A 15,303-nucleotide genomic window follows, 5' to 3' on the forward strand; every position below is an offset into this window, starting at 1 on the left:
GGGGCGGGCGGCAAGGGCGTTCCGGTGCGAGTCAGTTCGAGACGGCCGTGGTCAGGGCAGTCGGAGGGCCGCGCGGAAGGCCGGCAGGTGGTCGGCGAGGAAGGCGTCCACCGTGCGGGCGGGGCGGCCGAGCAGGTCGGGGACGGCGGTGGTCACTCCGGCCAGCGAGCCCGCGGCGACCTGGCGCAGCAGCTCGGCCAGGCCCGCGGTGAAGCCGGCCGGGAGGCCCTGGGCGGCCAGTGCGGCGGAGACCTCGTCCGGGGTGAGGGGCGCGAGGCCGACCGTCCGGCCGAGGACGTGCGAGATCCGGGCGGCCAGCTCCCGGTCGGTGACGGCCTCCGGCCCGGTCAGGACGAAGGACTCACCGGGGCGCGGCGGCCCCGTCAGCAGGACCTCCGCGCACTCGGCGATGTCCCGGCAGTCGATGTGCGAGACGGGCGCGCCGCCGTAGCGGCCGACCAGGCGCCCGTCGGGGGTGAACGTGCCCGGGGCCAGCAGGTTCTGCAGGAAGCCGGAGGGTTGCAGGAGCGTCCAGGCGGCCGGGCCGGACTCGGCGAGGCGGCGGTCGAGCACGCCGTGCACGCCCTCGGAGAGCGGGCGGCCGGGCGCGGCGTGCCACACCGAGACCTTCACCACCCGTTCGACGCCCGCCGCCGCGGCCGCGTCGATGACGGAGCCGAGCTGACGGACCATCGGCTGCTCCCCGTCCACCGGCGCCGCGCCGGGCCCGTTCAGGAACAGCCGGTCGACGCCGTCGAACGCGGCGGTGAGCGAGCCCGGATCGGCGAAGTCGCCCACGACGTACGCGCAGCCCAGGGCGCGGCCCTTGGCCTCGTCCCGGACCAGGGCGCGGAACTCGGCGCCCCGGTCGGCGAGTCGGCGGACCAGGTGGCGGCCGATCGAGCCGGTGGCTCCGGTCAGCAGGATCACGGCGGGTTCTCCCCTGTCTGGTGTTCCGTGGCGCGGCGGACGGCGCGCCGATAAGCTGAGGCATCCTCGGTTTCGAGGTGAGTCGAGGATGCCTCGACTTGACGGCCGACCGCAAGAGCCGACGGGCAGGGGCCGGCCACCAGGGCCGGGCGCAGGGACCGACCGCGAGGACCGGTAGCAAGGGCCCGGCCGGGAAAGGGAGATGACGTGACCGAGACCGTCCGCCGCCGTCCGCGCGCCGACGCGCGGCGCAACCGTGAGCGGCTGCTCGCCGAGGCCGACGCCGTCTTCCGGGAGGAGGGCACCGGTGCCTCGCTGGAGCGGGTGGCCCGCCGCGCCGGGGTGGCCATCGGCACGCTCTACGGCCACTTCCCGACCCGCGCCGCACTGATCGCCGCCCTGCTGGACGCGCGCAACCAGGAGCTGTTCGCCCACGGGGACGGACTCGCCGAGCACCCCGACCCGGCCCGGGCGCTGGCCGACTGGATCCGCGCGGTGGTCCGGCACGCCGCCGCCTACCAGGGCCTGGCCGCCGCGCTGGCCGCCCGTTCCGACGAACTCCAGGACTCCTGCCACCGGTTGACGGCCATCGGCGACCGCCTGGTCGACCGGGCCCGTCGGGCGGGCGCCCTGCGCGGCGACACCACGGGCGCGGACGTGTTCACCCTGATGAACGCCGCCGCCTGGGCCCGCGAGCACGACACCGAGGCTCAGGCCGACCGGCTGCTCGACCTCGCGCTGGCGGGGATGATCGCGCGGTGACGCCGGGACGGGGGCGGGCGGTGGGCGGGGTGGACGGGGTGGACGGGCGGTGGCCACGGAGTGTCGGAGCCGGTGAGTTCGCGCGGGTGTTCAACGGTGACGGAACTTTCAACACATTCACCGGTCATATGACTGGATGGTGGGCGTACTGATTGGGCACTGTGGTGACGGGCCGGACGCCGGCCGCGCCGAGGGGAGTCGGTGCGGGGCCGGGCGTGGTGCGGCCCGTACCGGATCGGCCCTCTCGCTGCTGCGGAGCGTGCAGTCATGCCCGTGTCGGTTCACATGTTCCCAGGTCAGGGAGACTTCCCCGTGCAGACGCTGTACCGGGCCGCCGCCCGGGACGGTGCCCTGCGCCGCGCGCTGCGGGCCGTCTACGAGGAGATCGACGCCACCGTCGCGACCGACACCGCCACCGTCGATGACGCCACCGCCGATGACGCCGTCCCCGCTTCCGACACCCCCGCACCCGCCTCCGTCCCCCCGCTGGCCGCCCTGCTGCTCGGCGAACACCCGCCCGGCGGAAGGGAATTGGCCGAGGGCCCGGTCGGCCTCCAGCAACTGGTCCACTACGGTGCGGCGGTGGCCTGGCAGCGGGTGCTGGCCGAGCGGTACGGGCCGCCCGACGCGCTGCTGGCCGTCAGCTTCGGGGAACTCGCCGCGCTGACCGTCGCCGGTGCCTGGACGGTCGGGGCCGGCGCGCGCGCCGCGTACGGTCTGGCCCGAGTGCTGGCCCGGACGCCCGGCGGGCTGACGCTGATCGGCTGCGGGGAGCGGCGGGCTGCCGCGCTGGCCGCCCGCGCCGGGGGCGGCCGGGTCGCAGTCGGCTGCGTCAACAGCCCCGGGGAGTGCGTGCTCGGCGGGCCGGTCGACCGGCTGGCCGCCGTCGAGCGGCTCGCTGCCGAGCAGGGCGTCACCGCCGTCCGGCTGCGCCTGCCCTTCACCTCGCACCACCCGGAACTCGACCGGCAGCGACGGCAGTTCGAGGAGATCCTGCGCGGCGGCCCGGCGATCAGGGAGCCCGCCGTCCCGGTCTACTCGGCCGTCGCCGGACGCCGCTACACCCCCACTGACGACCTGGCCGCCCGCGCCGCCGACTGCCTGGTCCGCCCCGCCCACCTGCCCCGGCTCCTCGCCCTGCTCGCCGCCCACGGCCACACCGACTACCGCGAGGCCGGTCCGGGCGGCGCGCTGAGCCGCAACGCCGCCGACTGCCTGCGCGGCACCGGCGCCCGGGTGCACGTCCCACCGACCGGCCAGCCGTTCGCCCCACCGCTCGACGAGCTGCCCGATCAGCTGCTCGCTTCAGCGCCCGGTCGGCCGCTTGCTTCACCGTCCGGCCTGCCGCTCGACCAGCTGCTTGCTTCACCGTCCGGCCAGCTGCCCGTCCCACTGCCCGTCCCACTGCCCGTCCGGCCGCCCGCCCCACTGCCCGTCCCACTGCCCGTCCGGCCGCCCGCCTCACCGTCCGGCCAGCCGCCCGCCCCACTACCCGACCACCCGCCGACCCCCGCAGCGAGAAGGACCGTGACGATGGCCGAGGAGCCGACGAGGACCCTGGACGAACTGCTGCACGGTCGCCACCACCCCGGCTACCTGCCCCGCCTGCACCGCGCCCTGGCCCGGCACCCCTACCGGGTCGCCGAGTCCGCCGCCGAGCGCGAGCCCTACCTGTACCGCCGCCTGCGCGCCCTGCTGCGCGCCCTGCCCGCCGCCGCCGACCTGCACGCCGACGCCGACGCGCTGGCCGCCGCCCTGGCCTGGGCCACCGTCGCCGACCCCCGGCTCGGCATGACGGTGGTCACCCAGAGCATCCTGGGCCAGGGCTCGTTGCTGCGGCTGGCCGGCGGGCCCAAGGACGTCCGGCCGGAGCTCGACGCCGTCGACGCCGGTGCCCTGCGGATCGGCTACCTGGTCACCGAGGCCGGCCGCGCCAGCAGCCACCTCGGCGCCGGGACGGTGGCCGAATTCGACCCCGGGCGGCGGGAGTTCGTGCTGCGCACCCCCACCGCGGCGGACCGGAAGTTCGGCGGCGTGGCCGGGCACCCCGGGCCGCGCGGAGCCGTGGTGATCGCCCGCGCGGTGGACGGGCGGGGCCGGGAGGGCGGGGTGTTCGCCTTCCTGGTGCGGCTGGCCGACCACGACGGCCCGCGCCCGGGCGTCACCCTCTCCCCGCCCGTCCCGGTCGGTGCGCTCCCGCTCGGCTACCACCGGATCGGGTTCGACGGCGTCCGCGTCCCCGAGGCGCACTGGCTGCGCGACGACGCCGACCTCGACGAGCACGGCCGCCTGCGCGACCCGCGCACCCCCGAGGACCGGCTGCGCCGCACCCTCGCCGTCGGCCAGGACCTGTGGGGCGTCCTGCCCACCGCGCTGGCCGCACTGGCCCGCCAGTCCGCGGTGCTCGCCGTCCGGCACTCCCGCCACCGCGAGACCCGCGCCGCACTCGCCCCCGGCAGCCCCCTGCTCGCCCACCGCAGCCAGCAGCGCGCCCTGCTCGGCGCCCTCGCCGACGCCTTCGCGCTCAGCTGCGCCGCCGCCCGCGCCCGCGAACTGCTCGCCGCCGCCCGGGAGTCCGACACCGCCGACGCCGAGGCCGGGTTCGCGCCCTGGTCCGCCGTCAGCCGCCCGCTGTCCGCGTACAAGGCGCACTGCGCCGACGAGGCCGAATGGATCGTCGCCGAGTGCCAGCGCCGCTGCGGCCACGCCGGACTCGCCGACGACAACCGGCTGGCCGGCTACCACGGCTTCGCCCGCTCCTTCGACCCGGCCGGCGGCGACAGCCGGCTGATCCGCTACGACCTCGGGCGCGCCCTGCTCGACGACCCGCCCGCCACCGGCATCGGCACCGCCACCGGCGCCCTCCCGCCCGTCCCGGCCGACCTCGCCGACCCCGGCTGGTGGCCCGCCGTGCTGGCCCGCCACCAGCACACCCTCACCGGGTGGCTGCGCCGGGCCCGCACCGAGCACGCGCCCGGCTCCGCCACCCCTTTCGAGGTGTGGAACCCGCTGCTCGACCGGGCGGCCGAACTCGGCGCCACCTACGCCGCCCGGCTCGCCGCCGAGGACCTCCCGCGCGCCCTCGCCACCCTCCCCCCGGACGAGGCCACCACCGCCCTCGCCCACCTCGCCGCCCTGCGCGCCGCCGACCGGACGGCCGGCGCCCTGCTGCGCCACCGCACCCTCACCCCGGGCGACCTGGTCGGCCTGGAGAACGCCCTGGAGCGCGGCTACGACCGGCTGCTGCCGCACCTGGAGCGGATCGAACGCGCCTTCGCCTTCCCGGACGACCTGGTCCGGGCCCGCGACGGCGCACCCGAGGCCCGGTCGGCCGCCACCGACTCCGCCGACCCCGCCGACTCCGCCGACCCTGCCGAGCGGAAGGAGCCGGGGCCGTGAACGCGGTGGGCGTGTGGGGCACCGGGCGGTACGTGCCGGCCCGGGTGCGGAGCAACGCGGAGGTCGCGGCCGGGACGGGGGTGACGCCGGAGTGGATCGCGGAGCGCACCGGCGTGCGCCGTCGGCACGTCGCGGACGGGTCGCAGGCGGCCTCGGACCTGGCTGCGGAGGCGGTGCGCCGGGCGCTGGCCTCGGCGGGCGTGACGGCCCGGCAGCTCGGGCTGCTGGTCTGCGCGACCTCGACGCCGGACGAACTGGGCCCGGCGACGGCCTGCCGGGTGCAGGCCCTGGTCGGGGCGGCGGACGCCGTCGCGCTCGACGTCTCCGCGGCCTGCTCGGGCTGGCTGTTCGGCGCGAAGGTCGCGCACGACTGGCTGCGGGAGGCGGACGGGCCGATGCTCGCGGTGGTGGTCGGGGTGGAGGCGTACTCGAAGTTCCTCGACCCCGCGGACCGGGCCACCGCCGTGCTGTTCGCGGACGGGGCCGCCGCCACCGTGCTGGGCCCGGTCGAACCGCCGGGCGGGCTGGGCGGGTTCCGGCTGGGCTCGGACGGCAGGCTCGCGGACCGGGTGCTGATCCCGGCCGGCGGCAGCCGGCGCCCGGCGACCCGGCAGACCCTCGCGGAGGGCGCCCACCGGATCCGGATGGACGGGCGGACGGTGAGCCGGTTCATCCGGGACGCCTTCCCGCGGATGCTCGGCGAGACGCTGGAGCGCCACGGCCTGACCACCGACGACATCGACCACGTGATCACCCACCAGCCCAACCCCGTCCTGGTGCGCAGGCTCGCCGCCGAGGCGGGCCTCGCCGACCGGATGACCGTGGTCGGCGACCTGGTCGGCAACATCGGCGCGGCCAGCGCCCCGTACGCACTGGCCACCGCGCACGCCGAGGGCCGGCTGCAACCCGGCGACCTGATCCTGCTGACCGTCTTCGGCGCCGGCATGACCTGGGGCAGCGCCCTGCTGCGCTGGTCCGAGACCCGCCCCGAGACCTGTCCCGAGACCTGTCCCGAGGCCCGCCCCGAGGCCCGTCCAGAGACCCGCCCCGGCGGCCGCACCGACACCGCCGACACCGGGGCCGGCACCGGGGCCGACCCGCACCGCACCGAACGGAAGGAAGAACTGTCATGAGCAGCAGCACACTGCCGGGCGCGTTCCGGCTGGACGGCGCCCGCGCCCTGGTGACCGGGGCCTCCCGGGGCATCGGGCGGGCCTGCGCGCTGGCGCTGGCCGAGGCCGGGTGCGAGGTCGTGCTGACCGCCCGGTCGGCGGCGGCGCTGCACGCGGTCGCCAAGGAGGCCGAGGCGCTCGGCGCCCGGGCCCGGGCGCTGCCCGCGGACCTGGGCGCGCCGGGCGCGCCGAGCGCCGTGGTGGCGGAGGCGGCCGCCGCGCTGGGCGGGATCGACGTGCTGGTGCACAACGCCGGGGTGCTGCCCACGGCGGCGGACGGCAGCCCCGTCCTGGTGCCGTTCCAGCACTCCGCGCAGGACGACTGGGAGCACGTGATCGCCGTCAACCTGAACGTCACGGCCGAGCTGTGCCGGGCCGCGCACCCGCACCTGGCGGCCTCCGGGCGGGCCTCGCTGATCCTGATGTCCTCGGCGGCCGGGCTGATGGGTACCCCGATGCTGGAGGCGTACGCGGCCTCGAAGGCCGCCCAGATCTCGCTGGCCCGCAGCCTGGGCGTCGGCTGGGCGCGGGAGGGCATCCGGGTGAACGCGGTCTGTCCCGGCTGGGTGACCACCGACATGACGAGTTTCGCGTCCGACGCGGAGCCGGTCTCGCAGTGGCTGATGAGCCACGTCCCGCAGGGCCGCTGGGGCACCCCCGAGGACGTCGCCGCGGCGGTGCTGTTCCTGGCCTCGCCCGCCGCCGACCTGGTCACCGCGCAGACCCTGGTGCTGGACGGCGGGCTCAGCACCCCGGACGGCGGACTGGCGGGCGTCCCCAAGCCGCCGTCCCCGTTCGCGGCCTGAGGGGGCGCCGGATGCCCCGCGCGGCCGTCGTCGGCCTCGGCTCCTGCCTGCCCGCCCGCAGCGTCGACAACGAGGAGGTGATCGCCGAGGGCGGGCTCGACAGCAGCGACGAGTGGATCCGCCGGCGCACCGGCATCCACCGCCGCCGCCGCGCCGCGCCCGGCACCGCCACCGGCGACCTCGCCGTGTACGCCGCCGCCGCCGCGATCGAATCCGCCGACGCCGCACCGGACTTCGTCCTGCTCGCCACCACCACCCCCGACCACCCCTGCCCCGCCACCGCCCCCGCCGTCGCCCACCGGCTCGGCCTGCCGCACGTCCCCGCCCTCGACCTGGCCGCGGTCTGCTCCGGCTTCCTGTACGCGCTGGCCACCGCCGACGCCCTGGTGCGGGCCGGGGCCTGCCGCCGTCCGCTGGTGATCGGCGCCGACACCTACTCCACCATCGTCGACCCCGCCGACCGCGACACCGCCGCCCTGTTCGGCGACGGCGCCGGGGCGGTGCTGCTGGCCGCCGCCGAGGACGGCGCGCCCGGCGCCCTGCACGCCGCCGACCTGGGCAGCGACGGCGGCGGGGCCGCCCTGATCGCCATCGGCGCGGGCGGCTCCCGGCACCCCGACCGGCAGCGGCGGGACCCGGACGCACACTGGTTCCGGATGCGCGGCCGGTCGGTCTACGGCCAGGCCGTCCGCCACCTCACCGACTCCGCCGCCCGGGCGCTGGCCGCCGCCGGGTGGAGACCCGCCGACCTGGGCGCGTTCGTCGCCCACCAGGCCAACCAGCGCATCCTCGACTCGGTCGCCGACCGCCTCGGCCTGCCGCCCGCCGTCCGCTTCGGCAACCTGCGCGACCTCGGCAACACCGCCGCCGCGTCCATCCCGCTGGTGCTCGCCGACGACGGCCCGCAACGCGCCCTCGCCCCCGGCACCCCCACCCTGCTCACCGCCTTCGGCGGCGGCCTCACCTGGGCGTCCGTCGCCCTCACCTGGCCCGCCGCCACCCCCGTCCGCCGCACCCTGGGCTGACGCCCCGCCACCAGGAGGAGACCCCGTGGACCAGGTCGCCGCACGCATCACCGCCGTCCTCACCGAGAAGTTCGACGTCCCCGCCGAGCTGATCACCGCCCGGGCGAGCTTCCAGGAGCTCGACCTCGACTCGCTGTCCGTCGTCGAGCTGTACGTCACCCTCCAGGAGGAGTGGGGCGTCCCGCTGGACGCCGAGGCCGCCACCGGCGAGGTGACGGTCGGCGAACTCGCCGACGAGGTGCGGAAGTCGCTGGAGGGGAGGCGACCCGACGATGACTGACCGGATCGTGGTCACCGGCACCGGGACGGTCACCGCCGGGGGCGAGGGGACGGACGCGACCTGGCGCACCCTGTGCGAGGGCCGCGGCACCGCCCGGCCCGACCCCGGCCTGGCCGGCACCCCGGTGCCGATCAGCTGCCGCCCGCCGCACCCCGACCGGGCCCCCGTCCGGCAGGGCTGGCGGCTGGACCGCTCCACCCGCTACCTGCTGACCGCCGCCCGGGAAGCCCTCCGGGAGGCCGGGATCGAGGCGTTCGGCGAACGGCCCCCCGACTGGGACCCGGGCCGGGTCGCCGTGGTGGTCGGCTCGGCCGCCGGGGGCGTGGCCGTCCTGGAGGACGCCCACCGCCGGCTGCTGGAACGCGGACCGGACGCGCTCTCCCCGCTCACCCTCACCGGCTACCTGCCCAACCTGTCCGCCGCCGGCCACCTCGCCCTCGCGCTGCGCACCACCGGCCCCGCCCTGCACACCTCCACCGCCTGCGCCTCCGGCGCCAACGCGATCGCGCACGCCGCGCTGCTGCTGGCCACCGGCGCCTGCGACCTCGCGGTGGCGGGCGGCACCGACGCGATGGCGACCCCGCTGTGCGCCGCCGCCTTCGCCCGGACCGGCGCGCTCTCCCGGCGCACCGACCGGCCCGCCACCGCGTCCCGCCCCTTCGACCGGGACCGCGACGGCTTCGTGCTCGGCGAGGGCGCCGGCGTCCTGGTGCTGGAGCGGGCCGCCGACGCCGCCGCCCGCCGCGCCCCCGCCCTCGCCCGCCTCGCCGGGTGGGCCACCACCTCCGACGCCCACCACCCCGTCGCGCCCGACCCGGCCGGCCGCGGCCTGCGCGCCGCCGTCACGCTCGCCCTGCGGGCCGCCGACGCCGGGCCCGAGCAGGTCGACCACGTCAACGCGCACGGCACCGGCACCCCGCAGGGCGACCGGGTCGAAGCCGCCGCGATCCGCGACCTGTTCGCCCGCACCCCGCCCAGCGTCACCTCCGCCAAGGGCGCCCTCGGCCACACCATGGGCGCGGCCGGCGCGATCGAGGCCGCCCTCACCGTCCGCACCCTGCTCACCGGCACCGTCCCGCCCACCGCCAACCACGACGCCCCCGGCCCCGACACCGCCGGGATCGACCTGGTCACCGGCGCACCCCGCCGGCACGCGCCCCGGCTGGCCCTCAGCCACTCGATCGGCTTCGGCGGCCACAACACCGTGCTGGCGCTGCGCCGCTGACCGGCCGTCCGGCGCTCGGTCACAGGCGGCGCGGGCCGACCCCGCCCTCGGCCAGGCTGTCGCCCGGGTTCAGCAGCGCGCACGCCTTCATCGACAGGCAGCCGCAGCCGATGCAGCCGGTCAGTTCGGCCTCCAGCCGCTCGATGGTCTGCCGGCGCTCCTCCAGGCGGCGCTTCCAGCCGCGCGAGGCGCGCTGCCACTCCTGGTGGCTGGGCGGCCGGTCCAGCGGCACGTCGGCGAACGCCGCCCGGACGTCCTCCAGCGGGACGCCGATCCGCTTCGCCACCGAGACCAGCGCGATCCGGCGCAGCATGTGCCGCGGGTAGTGCCGCCGCCCCCGCCCGTCGCGCTCGGAGGCGATCAGGCCCAGCTCCTCGTAGAACCGCAGCGCCGACACCGCCACCCCCGTCCGCGCGCTGACCTCGCCGATCGCCAGCCAGTCACCCGCCGCGGGCCGCCCGCCACCGGACCGATGGGTCGTCATCCCCGCCTCCCCGCCTCCCCTGTTGACCTCAACCTTACTTGAGGACCTACGGTCGGCTGCGCCAGCGCGGCGAGCACCACCGACCGGAGAGGACCGCACCCCGATGACCTTTGTGATCGCCCTGCCCTGCGTCGACGTCAAGGACAGGGCCTGCGTGGACGACTGCCCCGTCGACTGCATCTACGAGGGGGAGCGGATGCTCTACGTCCACCCCGACGAGTGCATCGACTGCGGCGCCTGCGAACCGGTCTGCCCGGTCGAGGCGATCTTCTACGAGGACGACCTCCCGGAGGAGTGGCAGCCCTTCACCCCCGCCAACGCCGAGTTCTTCGACGACCTCGGCACCCCGGGCGGCAGCGCCAAACTCGGCCTGATCCCCAAGGACCACCCCGCCGTGGCGGCCCTCCCCGCCCAGCACACCGCCTGACCGACACCCCCCGCCCCGCGTCGCCGCGTCAGGCCCCGTACCGGCGCCTGCGCGCGGCGTACGCGCGCACCGCCCGCAGGAAGTCCACCTCGCGGAAGGCCGGCCAGTACGCCTCGCAGAAGTACAGCTCCGCGTAAGCGCTCTGCCACAGCAGGAAGTTGGACATCCGCTGCTCGCCACTGGTGCGGATCACCAGGTCCGGGTCCGGGCTGCCCGCCGTGTACAGGTGGCGGGCGATGTGTTCGGCGGTCAGCTCCTCGGCCAGGTCCCGCACCGGGCGGCCGGTGTCGGCGTGGGCGTGCAGCAGGCCCCGGACGGCGCCGACCAGTTCCTGGCGGCCGCCGTAGCCGACCGCGAGGGTGAGACGGGCGCCGGTGGCGCAGTCGGCGGTGGCCCGCACCGCGTGCTCCAGGGCGCGGGCCGTCGACTCCGGCAGGGCGTCCAGGTCGCCCGCCACCTGCACCCGCCAGCGCGGGTTCGGCCCGGACAGGGGCGCGGCCAGCACCTCCTCGATCACCCGCATCAGGAACGCGACCTCCCCGTCCCCGCGCTGCTGCAGGTTCTCCGCCGAGCAGACGAACACCGTCACGTGCCGCACCCCCAGCGACTCGCACCAGCCGAGCACCGCGCCCGCGTGCTGCGCGCCGTAGCGGTGGCCCAGCCGGGCGTCCGCGAAGCCGCGCTCGCGGGCCCAGCGACGGTTGCCGTCCATGATCAGCCCGATGTGCCGGGGGAGCTCGGCCCCGGCCAGGCGGCGGCGCAGCCGTCCGGCGCGCAGCGCGGCCAGGGCGCGGAAGGGGGAGGGCCGCGGCGTGCGCGGCGGAGTGGTGGAACGCAAGGTGACGGCCTTTCGGACGGGCGGACCGCATGGTGCACAATGAATAGCACGCGTCGCGTGTCATGGAGAAGCGCGGCCGGACGGAGGAACGGAGCCAGGTGCGCACCAACGACGCCCAGATGCTGGTGCTGTCCGCCCTCGCGGACGGGCCGCTGCACGGCTACGCCGTCAACACCGCCATCGAGCGGATGACCGGGACCAGGCTCGGCCGCGGCAGCCTGTCCGGCGCCCTCGCCCGGCTGCGCGACAAGCAGCTGATCGAGTACCTGCCCGGCGAGGGCCGCCGCCGCCCGGTCCGGCTCACCGCCGAGGGGCGCGGCGCCCTCGACCGGGAGCTGCACGCCCTCGCCGACGTCGCCGGACAGCTCTTCGAGACAGTCGTCCCCGACCGGATCGCCTACCAGGAGCGGCTCAACCGCACCGACCAGGCCCGCGCCTACCAGCGGGTCCTGCTGGACGCCCTGGACGCCCGCCCCGGACAGCTCCTGCTCGACTGGGGCTGCGGCACCGGCGCCGCCCTGCCCGCCCTGGCCCGCGCCGCCACCGCCCGCGGCCGCGTCCTGGGCATCGACCACGACCCGCGGATGGCCCGTCGCGCCGCCGAACGCACCGCGGACCTGCCGGGCACCGCCGTCCTGCGCGCCGACGTCCACCGCCTCCCGCTGGCCCCCGGCAGCGCCGACCGGATCCGCACCGACCGGCTGTTCCAGCACCTCGCCGACCCGGCCGTCGCCCTCGCCGAGGCCCACCGCGTCCTGCGCCCCGGCGGCCGGCTGGTCGCCGCCGAACCCGACTGGGACACCCTCGCCGTCGACCACCCCGACCCCGAGCTGTCCCGGGCCTTCACCCGCCACCTCACCGACCGGATCGTCCGCAACCCGCTGATCGGCCGCCAACTGCCCCGGCTCGCCGAACACTCCGGCCTCGCCGTGCGCACCGTCGCCCCCGTCACCACGCTCTTCCGCGACGTCCGGGAGGCCGACCGGGTGCTCGGCCTGCGCCGCAACACCGAACGCGCCGTCACAGCCAACCACCTGACCGCCCGGCAGGCCCGGGACTGGCTCGACCACCTGGCGCACGGACCGTTCCTGGCCGCCGTCACCGTGTTCGTGGTCACCGCCGAGCGGACGGCGGCCGGGGCGGAGGGCGTCGGCGCGGGGCGCCGGAGTCCCTGGGCATGAGCGAGGGTGGGGCGGGCCGTCCGGTGATCAGTCGGCTGGTGGACGGTGAGATCCGTGCCCACGACCCGGCCGGTGCGCAGGCGGGGGTGCTGGTGCCCGTCGCGCGGTTCCGGCCGGGGCGGGGGACGAGGTGGTCGGGCACGTGGTGGGGCGCGGCGCGGCGCGGGCGTACTGCACCACGCTGGACGGGGTGGTGTGCGTGGCGGCGGACGGGGCCGAGCCGTGGCGGTCGGTGATCGAGCCGGAGCGGACGCACGCGCGGGGGCACCGCCCCGGGTGCGGGCTCTCGGCGGACGGGCGGCGGCTGTGGCTCTACCGGCCCGACGCGATGGCCGGCCGCGGCTGCCACGACCACTGGACGGTGCTGGACGCCGGGACCGGCGCGCGGCCCGCGCCAGGCGGGCTGCCCACCGTCGGCCACGGCGGCGAGCACTTCGCGCACCCCGACGGGGAGATGCTGCTGTGCGTCGGCGAGGGCCAGGACGGCATCGCCGTCTTCCGGGGCACCGTCGCCGACGGCGTGCTGCGACCCGTGCCCCTCCCCTGGACCGACCGCTGCCTGATCGCCCTCTCCCCGGACGGCTCGCCCTTCCTGACGGTCGACCACGGGCAGACGGACTTCGCCGTGCACGCCCACCCCGGCGGCGAGGTGGTGCGCAGCGCCACCGTCGACGACTTCGGCCACGACGGCGAGCGGTGGGAGGCCGTGGTCGAGTGGAGCGGCGGCCACCTGGACCGCGACACCCTCGCGGTGGTGCTGTACGGCGAGGACGCGGAGACCGGGCGGGAGTGGTTCCGCAGCCACCGGGCCGACGCGCGCACCGGCCGCGACCTCGACGCGTTCGACTCCGGGGCCCGGGACTGCTACGACCTGTGCCCGCTCGGCGACGGCAGCCGGCCGACCACCGACGAGTCCGGCCACCCCGTGCGCGGCTTCCCGCCCGCGGAGCCGGACTGACGGGCGGTCAGGAGACCCGCCGGGCCGGGCCCGTCCGGTGCGCGGCGGCGGAGTCCGTCAGGGAGCGGACGGGGCGAGTCCGGTGGGCTTGCGGGCCTCGAACAGGGTGCGGGACATGGTGGAGACGAACACGCCCTCGCGCTCGATCAGCCCGTGCAGCGCGCGCAGGCGCTCGCGGTAGCGGTCGACCGAGAAGTCCGGCACCGTCCAGACCACCTTGCGCAGGAACCAGACCACCGCGCCGACGTCGAAGAACTCCAGGCGCAGCCGCTCGTTGCGGCACCGCACCACCTCCAGCCCGGCCGCCCGGGCCCGTTCGGCCTCCACCTCGTGCTCGCGGGCGGTGGGCACCGGGAACGGGCCGAGGAAGAACGCGCTCAGTTCGACGTTGGTGCGTCCGCCCACGTGCTGGGCGAAGTAGGTGCCGCCCGGGGCCAGCACCCGGGCGATCTCCGGGAAGTCCACCGCGGCCGGGTGGCGGCTGGTCACCAGGTCGAACGCGCCGTCCGCGAACGGCAGCGGCGCGTCGGCCGGGGAGGACACCAGCACGGCGCCCATCGGGTGCAGCCGCCGGGTGGCCAGCGCCGCGTTCGGCGCCCAGCCCTCGGTGGCCGCCATCGTGCGCGGGAAGTGCGGGAAGTCCGCCGCGCCCGCGCCCGCGAGCACCTCGCCGCCGCCGGTCTGCAGGTCGAGCGCCGCGCGGGCGGCGGCCAGCCGCTCGCCCAGCAGCCGCTGGTAGCCCCAGGAGGGGCGCTGCTCGGTGGCCCGGCCGTCGAGCCAGGCGAAACCCCAGCCGTCGACGGGGGCGGCCCCGGCCTCGTCGACCAGGGCGTCGAATGATCGGTCCATGGCGATCATCCAAGCACGTCAGGGCCGGTGGACCGAGGGATTCAACGCCCCGTGGAATCTTCCCGACAGGGCGTCGGCAACAGCTTGACTTAGGTGAGCCTCACCTAAATAATCGTAGGGATTCGATCTTTGGAGGCCCTTCCCGATGTCCAGCCCCGACCAGCAGCCCGCCGCCTTCTCCGCCCTGCTCCGCACCGCCAGCGCCGAGGAGCACCAGGCGGCCGAGCAGTCCTCCTTCATGAGCGACCTGCTCGGCGGGCGGCTCGGCGTCCAGGCCTACACCGACCTCACCGGCCAGCTCTGGTACGTCTACCGCGCCCTGGAGTCCCGCCTGGACGCCCTGGCCGCCGACCCGCTGGCCGGCCCGCTGATCGACCGCGCCCTGCTGCGCACCGCCGCCATCGAGCGCGACCTCGACCACCTGGCCGGCCCGGACTGGCGCAGCACGCTCGCCCCGCTGCCCGCCACCGAGGCGATCGCCGCCCGGATCGAGGAGCTCGCCGACACCTGGCCGGCCGGCTACCTCGCCCACCACTACACCCGCTACCTGGGCGACCTGTCGGGCGGTCAGATCATCCGCGGCGTCGCCGAGCGCACCTGGGGCTTCGAGCGCAAGGGCGACGGCGTCCGGTTCTACGTCTTCGAGGAGATCGACAACCCGGCCGCGTTCAAGCGCGACTACCGGGCCAAGCTGGACGCCGCGGGCGCGCTGATGGACGAGGTCGAGCAGCGCCGGGTCGCCGAGGAGTGCAAGCGCGCCTTCGTCCTCAACGGCGCGATATTCAGCGAGCTCGGCGGGCGGTACCCGCTGAGCGCCTGAGCGCCTGAGCGGCTGGACACCCGGGCGGCTGGACACCCGGGTGCCCGAGCGAGCGGAGTGCCGAGAGGCCCGGTGCGGGAACGGTTCCCGCACCGGGCCTCGTCGTCGTCCGTACCGGGTCGGGACGAGGGCGTACCGGGTCGGGGC

General features: G+C 77.0%; 15 protein-coding genes. 11 read left to right on the forward strand and 4 right to left on the reverse strand.

The features are described 5' to 3' along the window. Window positions 1–51: 51 nt before the first annotated feature. Window positions 52–930, reverse strand: coding sequence for an NAD(P)H-binding protein (locus tag ACIP60_RS17880; RefSeq protein ID WP_400685184.1), 879 nt, complete (start codon window positions 928–930; stop codon window positions 52–54). A gap of 207 nt (window positions 931–1,137) precedes the next feature. Between ACIP60_RS17880 and ACIP60_RS17885 the strand changes: the two genes are divergently transcribed. From ACIP60_RS17885 to ACIP60_RS17915, 7 genes are all read left to right on the forward strand, one after another. After that, the gene (locus ACIP60_RS17885; RefSeq protein WP_400685186.1) at window positions 1,138–1,692 is read left to right on the forward strand and encodes a TetR/AcrR family transcriptional regulator; all 555 of its coding nucleotides are present in this window, start codon (window positions 1,138–1,140) and stop codon (window positions 1,690–1,692) included. Window positions 1,693–2,004: 312 nt separating this feature from the next. Further along, window positions 2,005–5,091, forward strand: coding sequence for an acyltransferase domain-containing protein (locus ACIP60_RS17890; RefSeq protein WP_400685189.1), 3,087 nt, complete (start codon window positions 2,005–2,007; stop codon window positions 5,089–5,091). Then, window positions 5,088–6,224: a 3-oxoacyl-ACP synthase III family protein gene (locus ACIP60_RS17895; protein ID WP_400685191.1), complete on the forward strand. Its 1,137-nt coding sequence runs from the start codon at window positions 5,088–5,090 to the stop codon at window positions 6,222–6,224. The genes ACIP60_RS17890 and ACIP60_RS17895 overlap by 4 nt, the downstream gene beginning before the upstream one ends. Further along, window positions 6,221–7,069, forward strand: coding sequence for an SDR family NAD(P)-dependent oxidoreductase (locus tag ACIP60_RS17900; protein WP_400685193.1), 849 nt, complete (start codon window positions 6,221–6,223; stop codon window positions 7,067–7,069). The genes ACIP60_RS17895 and ACIP60_RS17900 overlap by 4 nt, the downstream gene beginning before the upstream one ends. Window positions 7,070–7,080: 11 nt before the next feature. Then, window positions 7,081–8,094 (forward strand): beta-ketoacyl-ACP synthase 3, encoded by a 1,014-nt coding sequence (locus tag ACIP60_RS17905; RefSeq protein ID WP_400685195.1) that lies wholly within the window; start codon window positions 7,081–7,083, stop codon window positions 8,092–8,094. A 25-nt stretch (window positions 8,095–8,119) separates the two neighbouring features. Continuing rightward, complete coding sequence (locus ACIP60_RS17910; RefSeq protein WP_400685197.1) at window positions 8,120–8,374, forward strand: acyl carrier protein; 255 nt, start codon at window positions 8,120–8,122, stop codon at window positions 8,372–8,374. Beyond that, entirely contained in the window at window positions 8,367–9,599 is a 1,233-nt protein-coding gene (locus ACIP60_RS17915) for a beta-ketoacyl-[acyl-carrier-protein] synthase family protein (protein WP_400685199.1), read from the forward strand. The genes ACIP60_RS17910 and ACIP60_RS17915 overlap by 8 nt, the downstream gene beginning before the upstream one ends. Before the next feature lie 19 nt (window positions 9,600–9,618). Here ACIP60_RS17915 and soxR read toward each other — a convergent pair whose 3' ends face one another. Further along, complete coding sequence (gene soxR, locus ACIP60_RS17920) at window positions 9,619–10,083, reverse strand: redox-sensitive transcriptional activator SoxR (protein WP_400685201.1); 465 nt, start codon at window positions 10,081–10,083, stop codon at window positions 9,619–9,621. 103 nt (window positions 10,084–10,186) lie between these two features. Between soxR and fdxA the strand changes: the two genes are divergently transcribed. Further along, window positions 10,187–10,510: a ferredoxin gene (gene fdxA, locus ACIP60_RS17925; RefSeq protein WP_400685203.1), complete on the forward strand. Its 324-nt coding sequence runs from the start codon at window positions 10,187–10,189 to the stop codon at window positions 10,508–10,510. Window positions 10,511–10,538: 28 nt separating this feature from the next. Here the strand turns inward: fdxA and uppS are convergent, their stop codons facing one another. After that, entirely contained in the window at window positions 10,539–11,348 is an 810-nt protein-coding gene (gene uppS / locus ACIP60_RS17930) for a polyprenyl diphosphate synthase (RefSeq protein ID WP_400685205.1), read from the reverse strand. 98 nt (window positions 11,349–11,446) lie between these two features. On the opposite strand from uppS, the gene ACIP60_RS17935 reads away from it, so the two are divergent. Then, a complete protein-coding gene (locus ACIP60_RS17935) occupies window positions 11,447–12,529 on the forward strand; it encodes a methyltransferase domain-containing protein (RefSeq protein ID WP_400685207.1) in 1,083 nt (360 codons plus the stop codon). A gap of 142 nt (window positions 12,530–12,671) precedes the next feature. Then, the gene (locus ACIP60_RS17940; protein WP_400685209.1) at window positions 12,672–13,487 is read left to right on the forward strand and encodes a hypothetical protein; all 816 of its coding nucleotides are present in this window, start codon (window positions 12,672–12,674) and stop codon (window positions 13,485–13,487) included. A gap of 57 nt (window positions 13,488–13,544) precedes the next feature. Here the strand turns inward: ACIP60_RS17940 and ACIP60_RS17945 are convergent, their stop codons facing one another. Beyond that, complete coding sequence (locus tag ACIP60_RS17945) at window positions 13,545–14,336, reverse strand: methyltransferase domain-containing protein (RefSeq protein WP_400685211.1); 792 nt, start codon at window positions 14,334–14,336, stop codon at window positions 13,545–13,547. Between the two features lie 145 nt (window positions 14,337–14,481). Here ACIP60_RS17945 and ACIP60_RS17950 point away from each other — a divergent pair, with 145 nt between their 5' ends. Then, window positions 14,482–15,156 carry a heme oxygenase (biliverdin-producing) gene (locus tag ACIP60_RS17950; RefSeq protein WP_400685213.1) on the forward strand — a complete coding sequence of 225 codons (675 nt, stop codon included), beginning with the start codon at window positions 14,482–14,484 and terminating at the stop codon, window positions 15,154–15,156. Window positions 15,157–15,303 lie beyond the last annotated feature (147 nt).

The sequence above is a fragment of the Kitasatospora sp. NPDC088783 genome (assembly GCF_044750705.1).
GTDB classification, from domain to species: Bacteria; Actinomycetota; Actinomycetes; order Streptomycetales; family Streptomycetaceae; genus Kitasatospora; species Kitasatospora fiedleri.

Excerpts from the sequence above, each read along its gene's own strand:
- ACIP60_RS17900 (WP_400685193.1), top strand. The coding sequence starts at position 6,221 with ATGAGCAGCAGCACACTGCCGGGCGCGTTCCGGCTGGACGGCGCCCGC.
- ACIP60_RS17905 (WP_400685195.1), top strand. The coding sequence starts at position 7,081 with ATGCCCCGCGCGGCCGTCGTCGGCCTCGGCTCCTGCCTGCCCGCCCGC.
- ACIP60_RS17915 (WP_400685199.1), top strand. The coding sequence starts at position 8,367 with ATGACTGACCGGATCGTGGTCACCGGCACCGGGACGGTCACCGCCGGG.
- soxR (WP_400685201.1), bottom strand. The coding sequence starts at position 10,083 with ATGACGACCCATCGGTCCGGTGGCGGGCGGCCCGCGGCGGGTGACTGG.
- fdxA (WP_400685203.1), top strand. The coding sequence starts at position 10,187 with ATGACCTTTGTGATCGCCCTGCCCTGCGTCGACGTCAAGGACAGGGCC.
- ACIP60_RS17945 (WP_400685211.1), bottom strand. The coding sequence starts at position 14,336 with ATGGACCGATCATTCGACGCCCTGGTCGACGAGGCCGGGGCCGCCCCC.
- ACIP60_RS17950 (WP_400685213.1), top strand. The coding sequence starts at position 14,482 with ATGTCCAGCCCCGACCAGCAGCCCGCCGCCTTCTCCGCCCTGCTCCGC.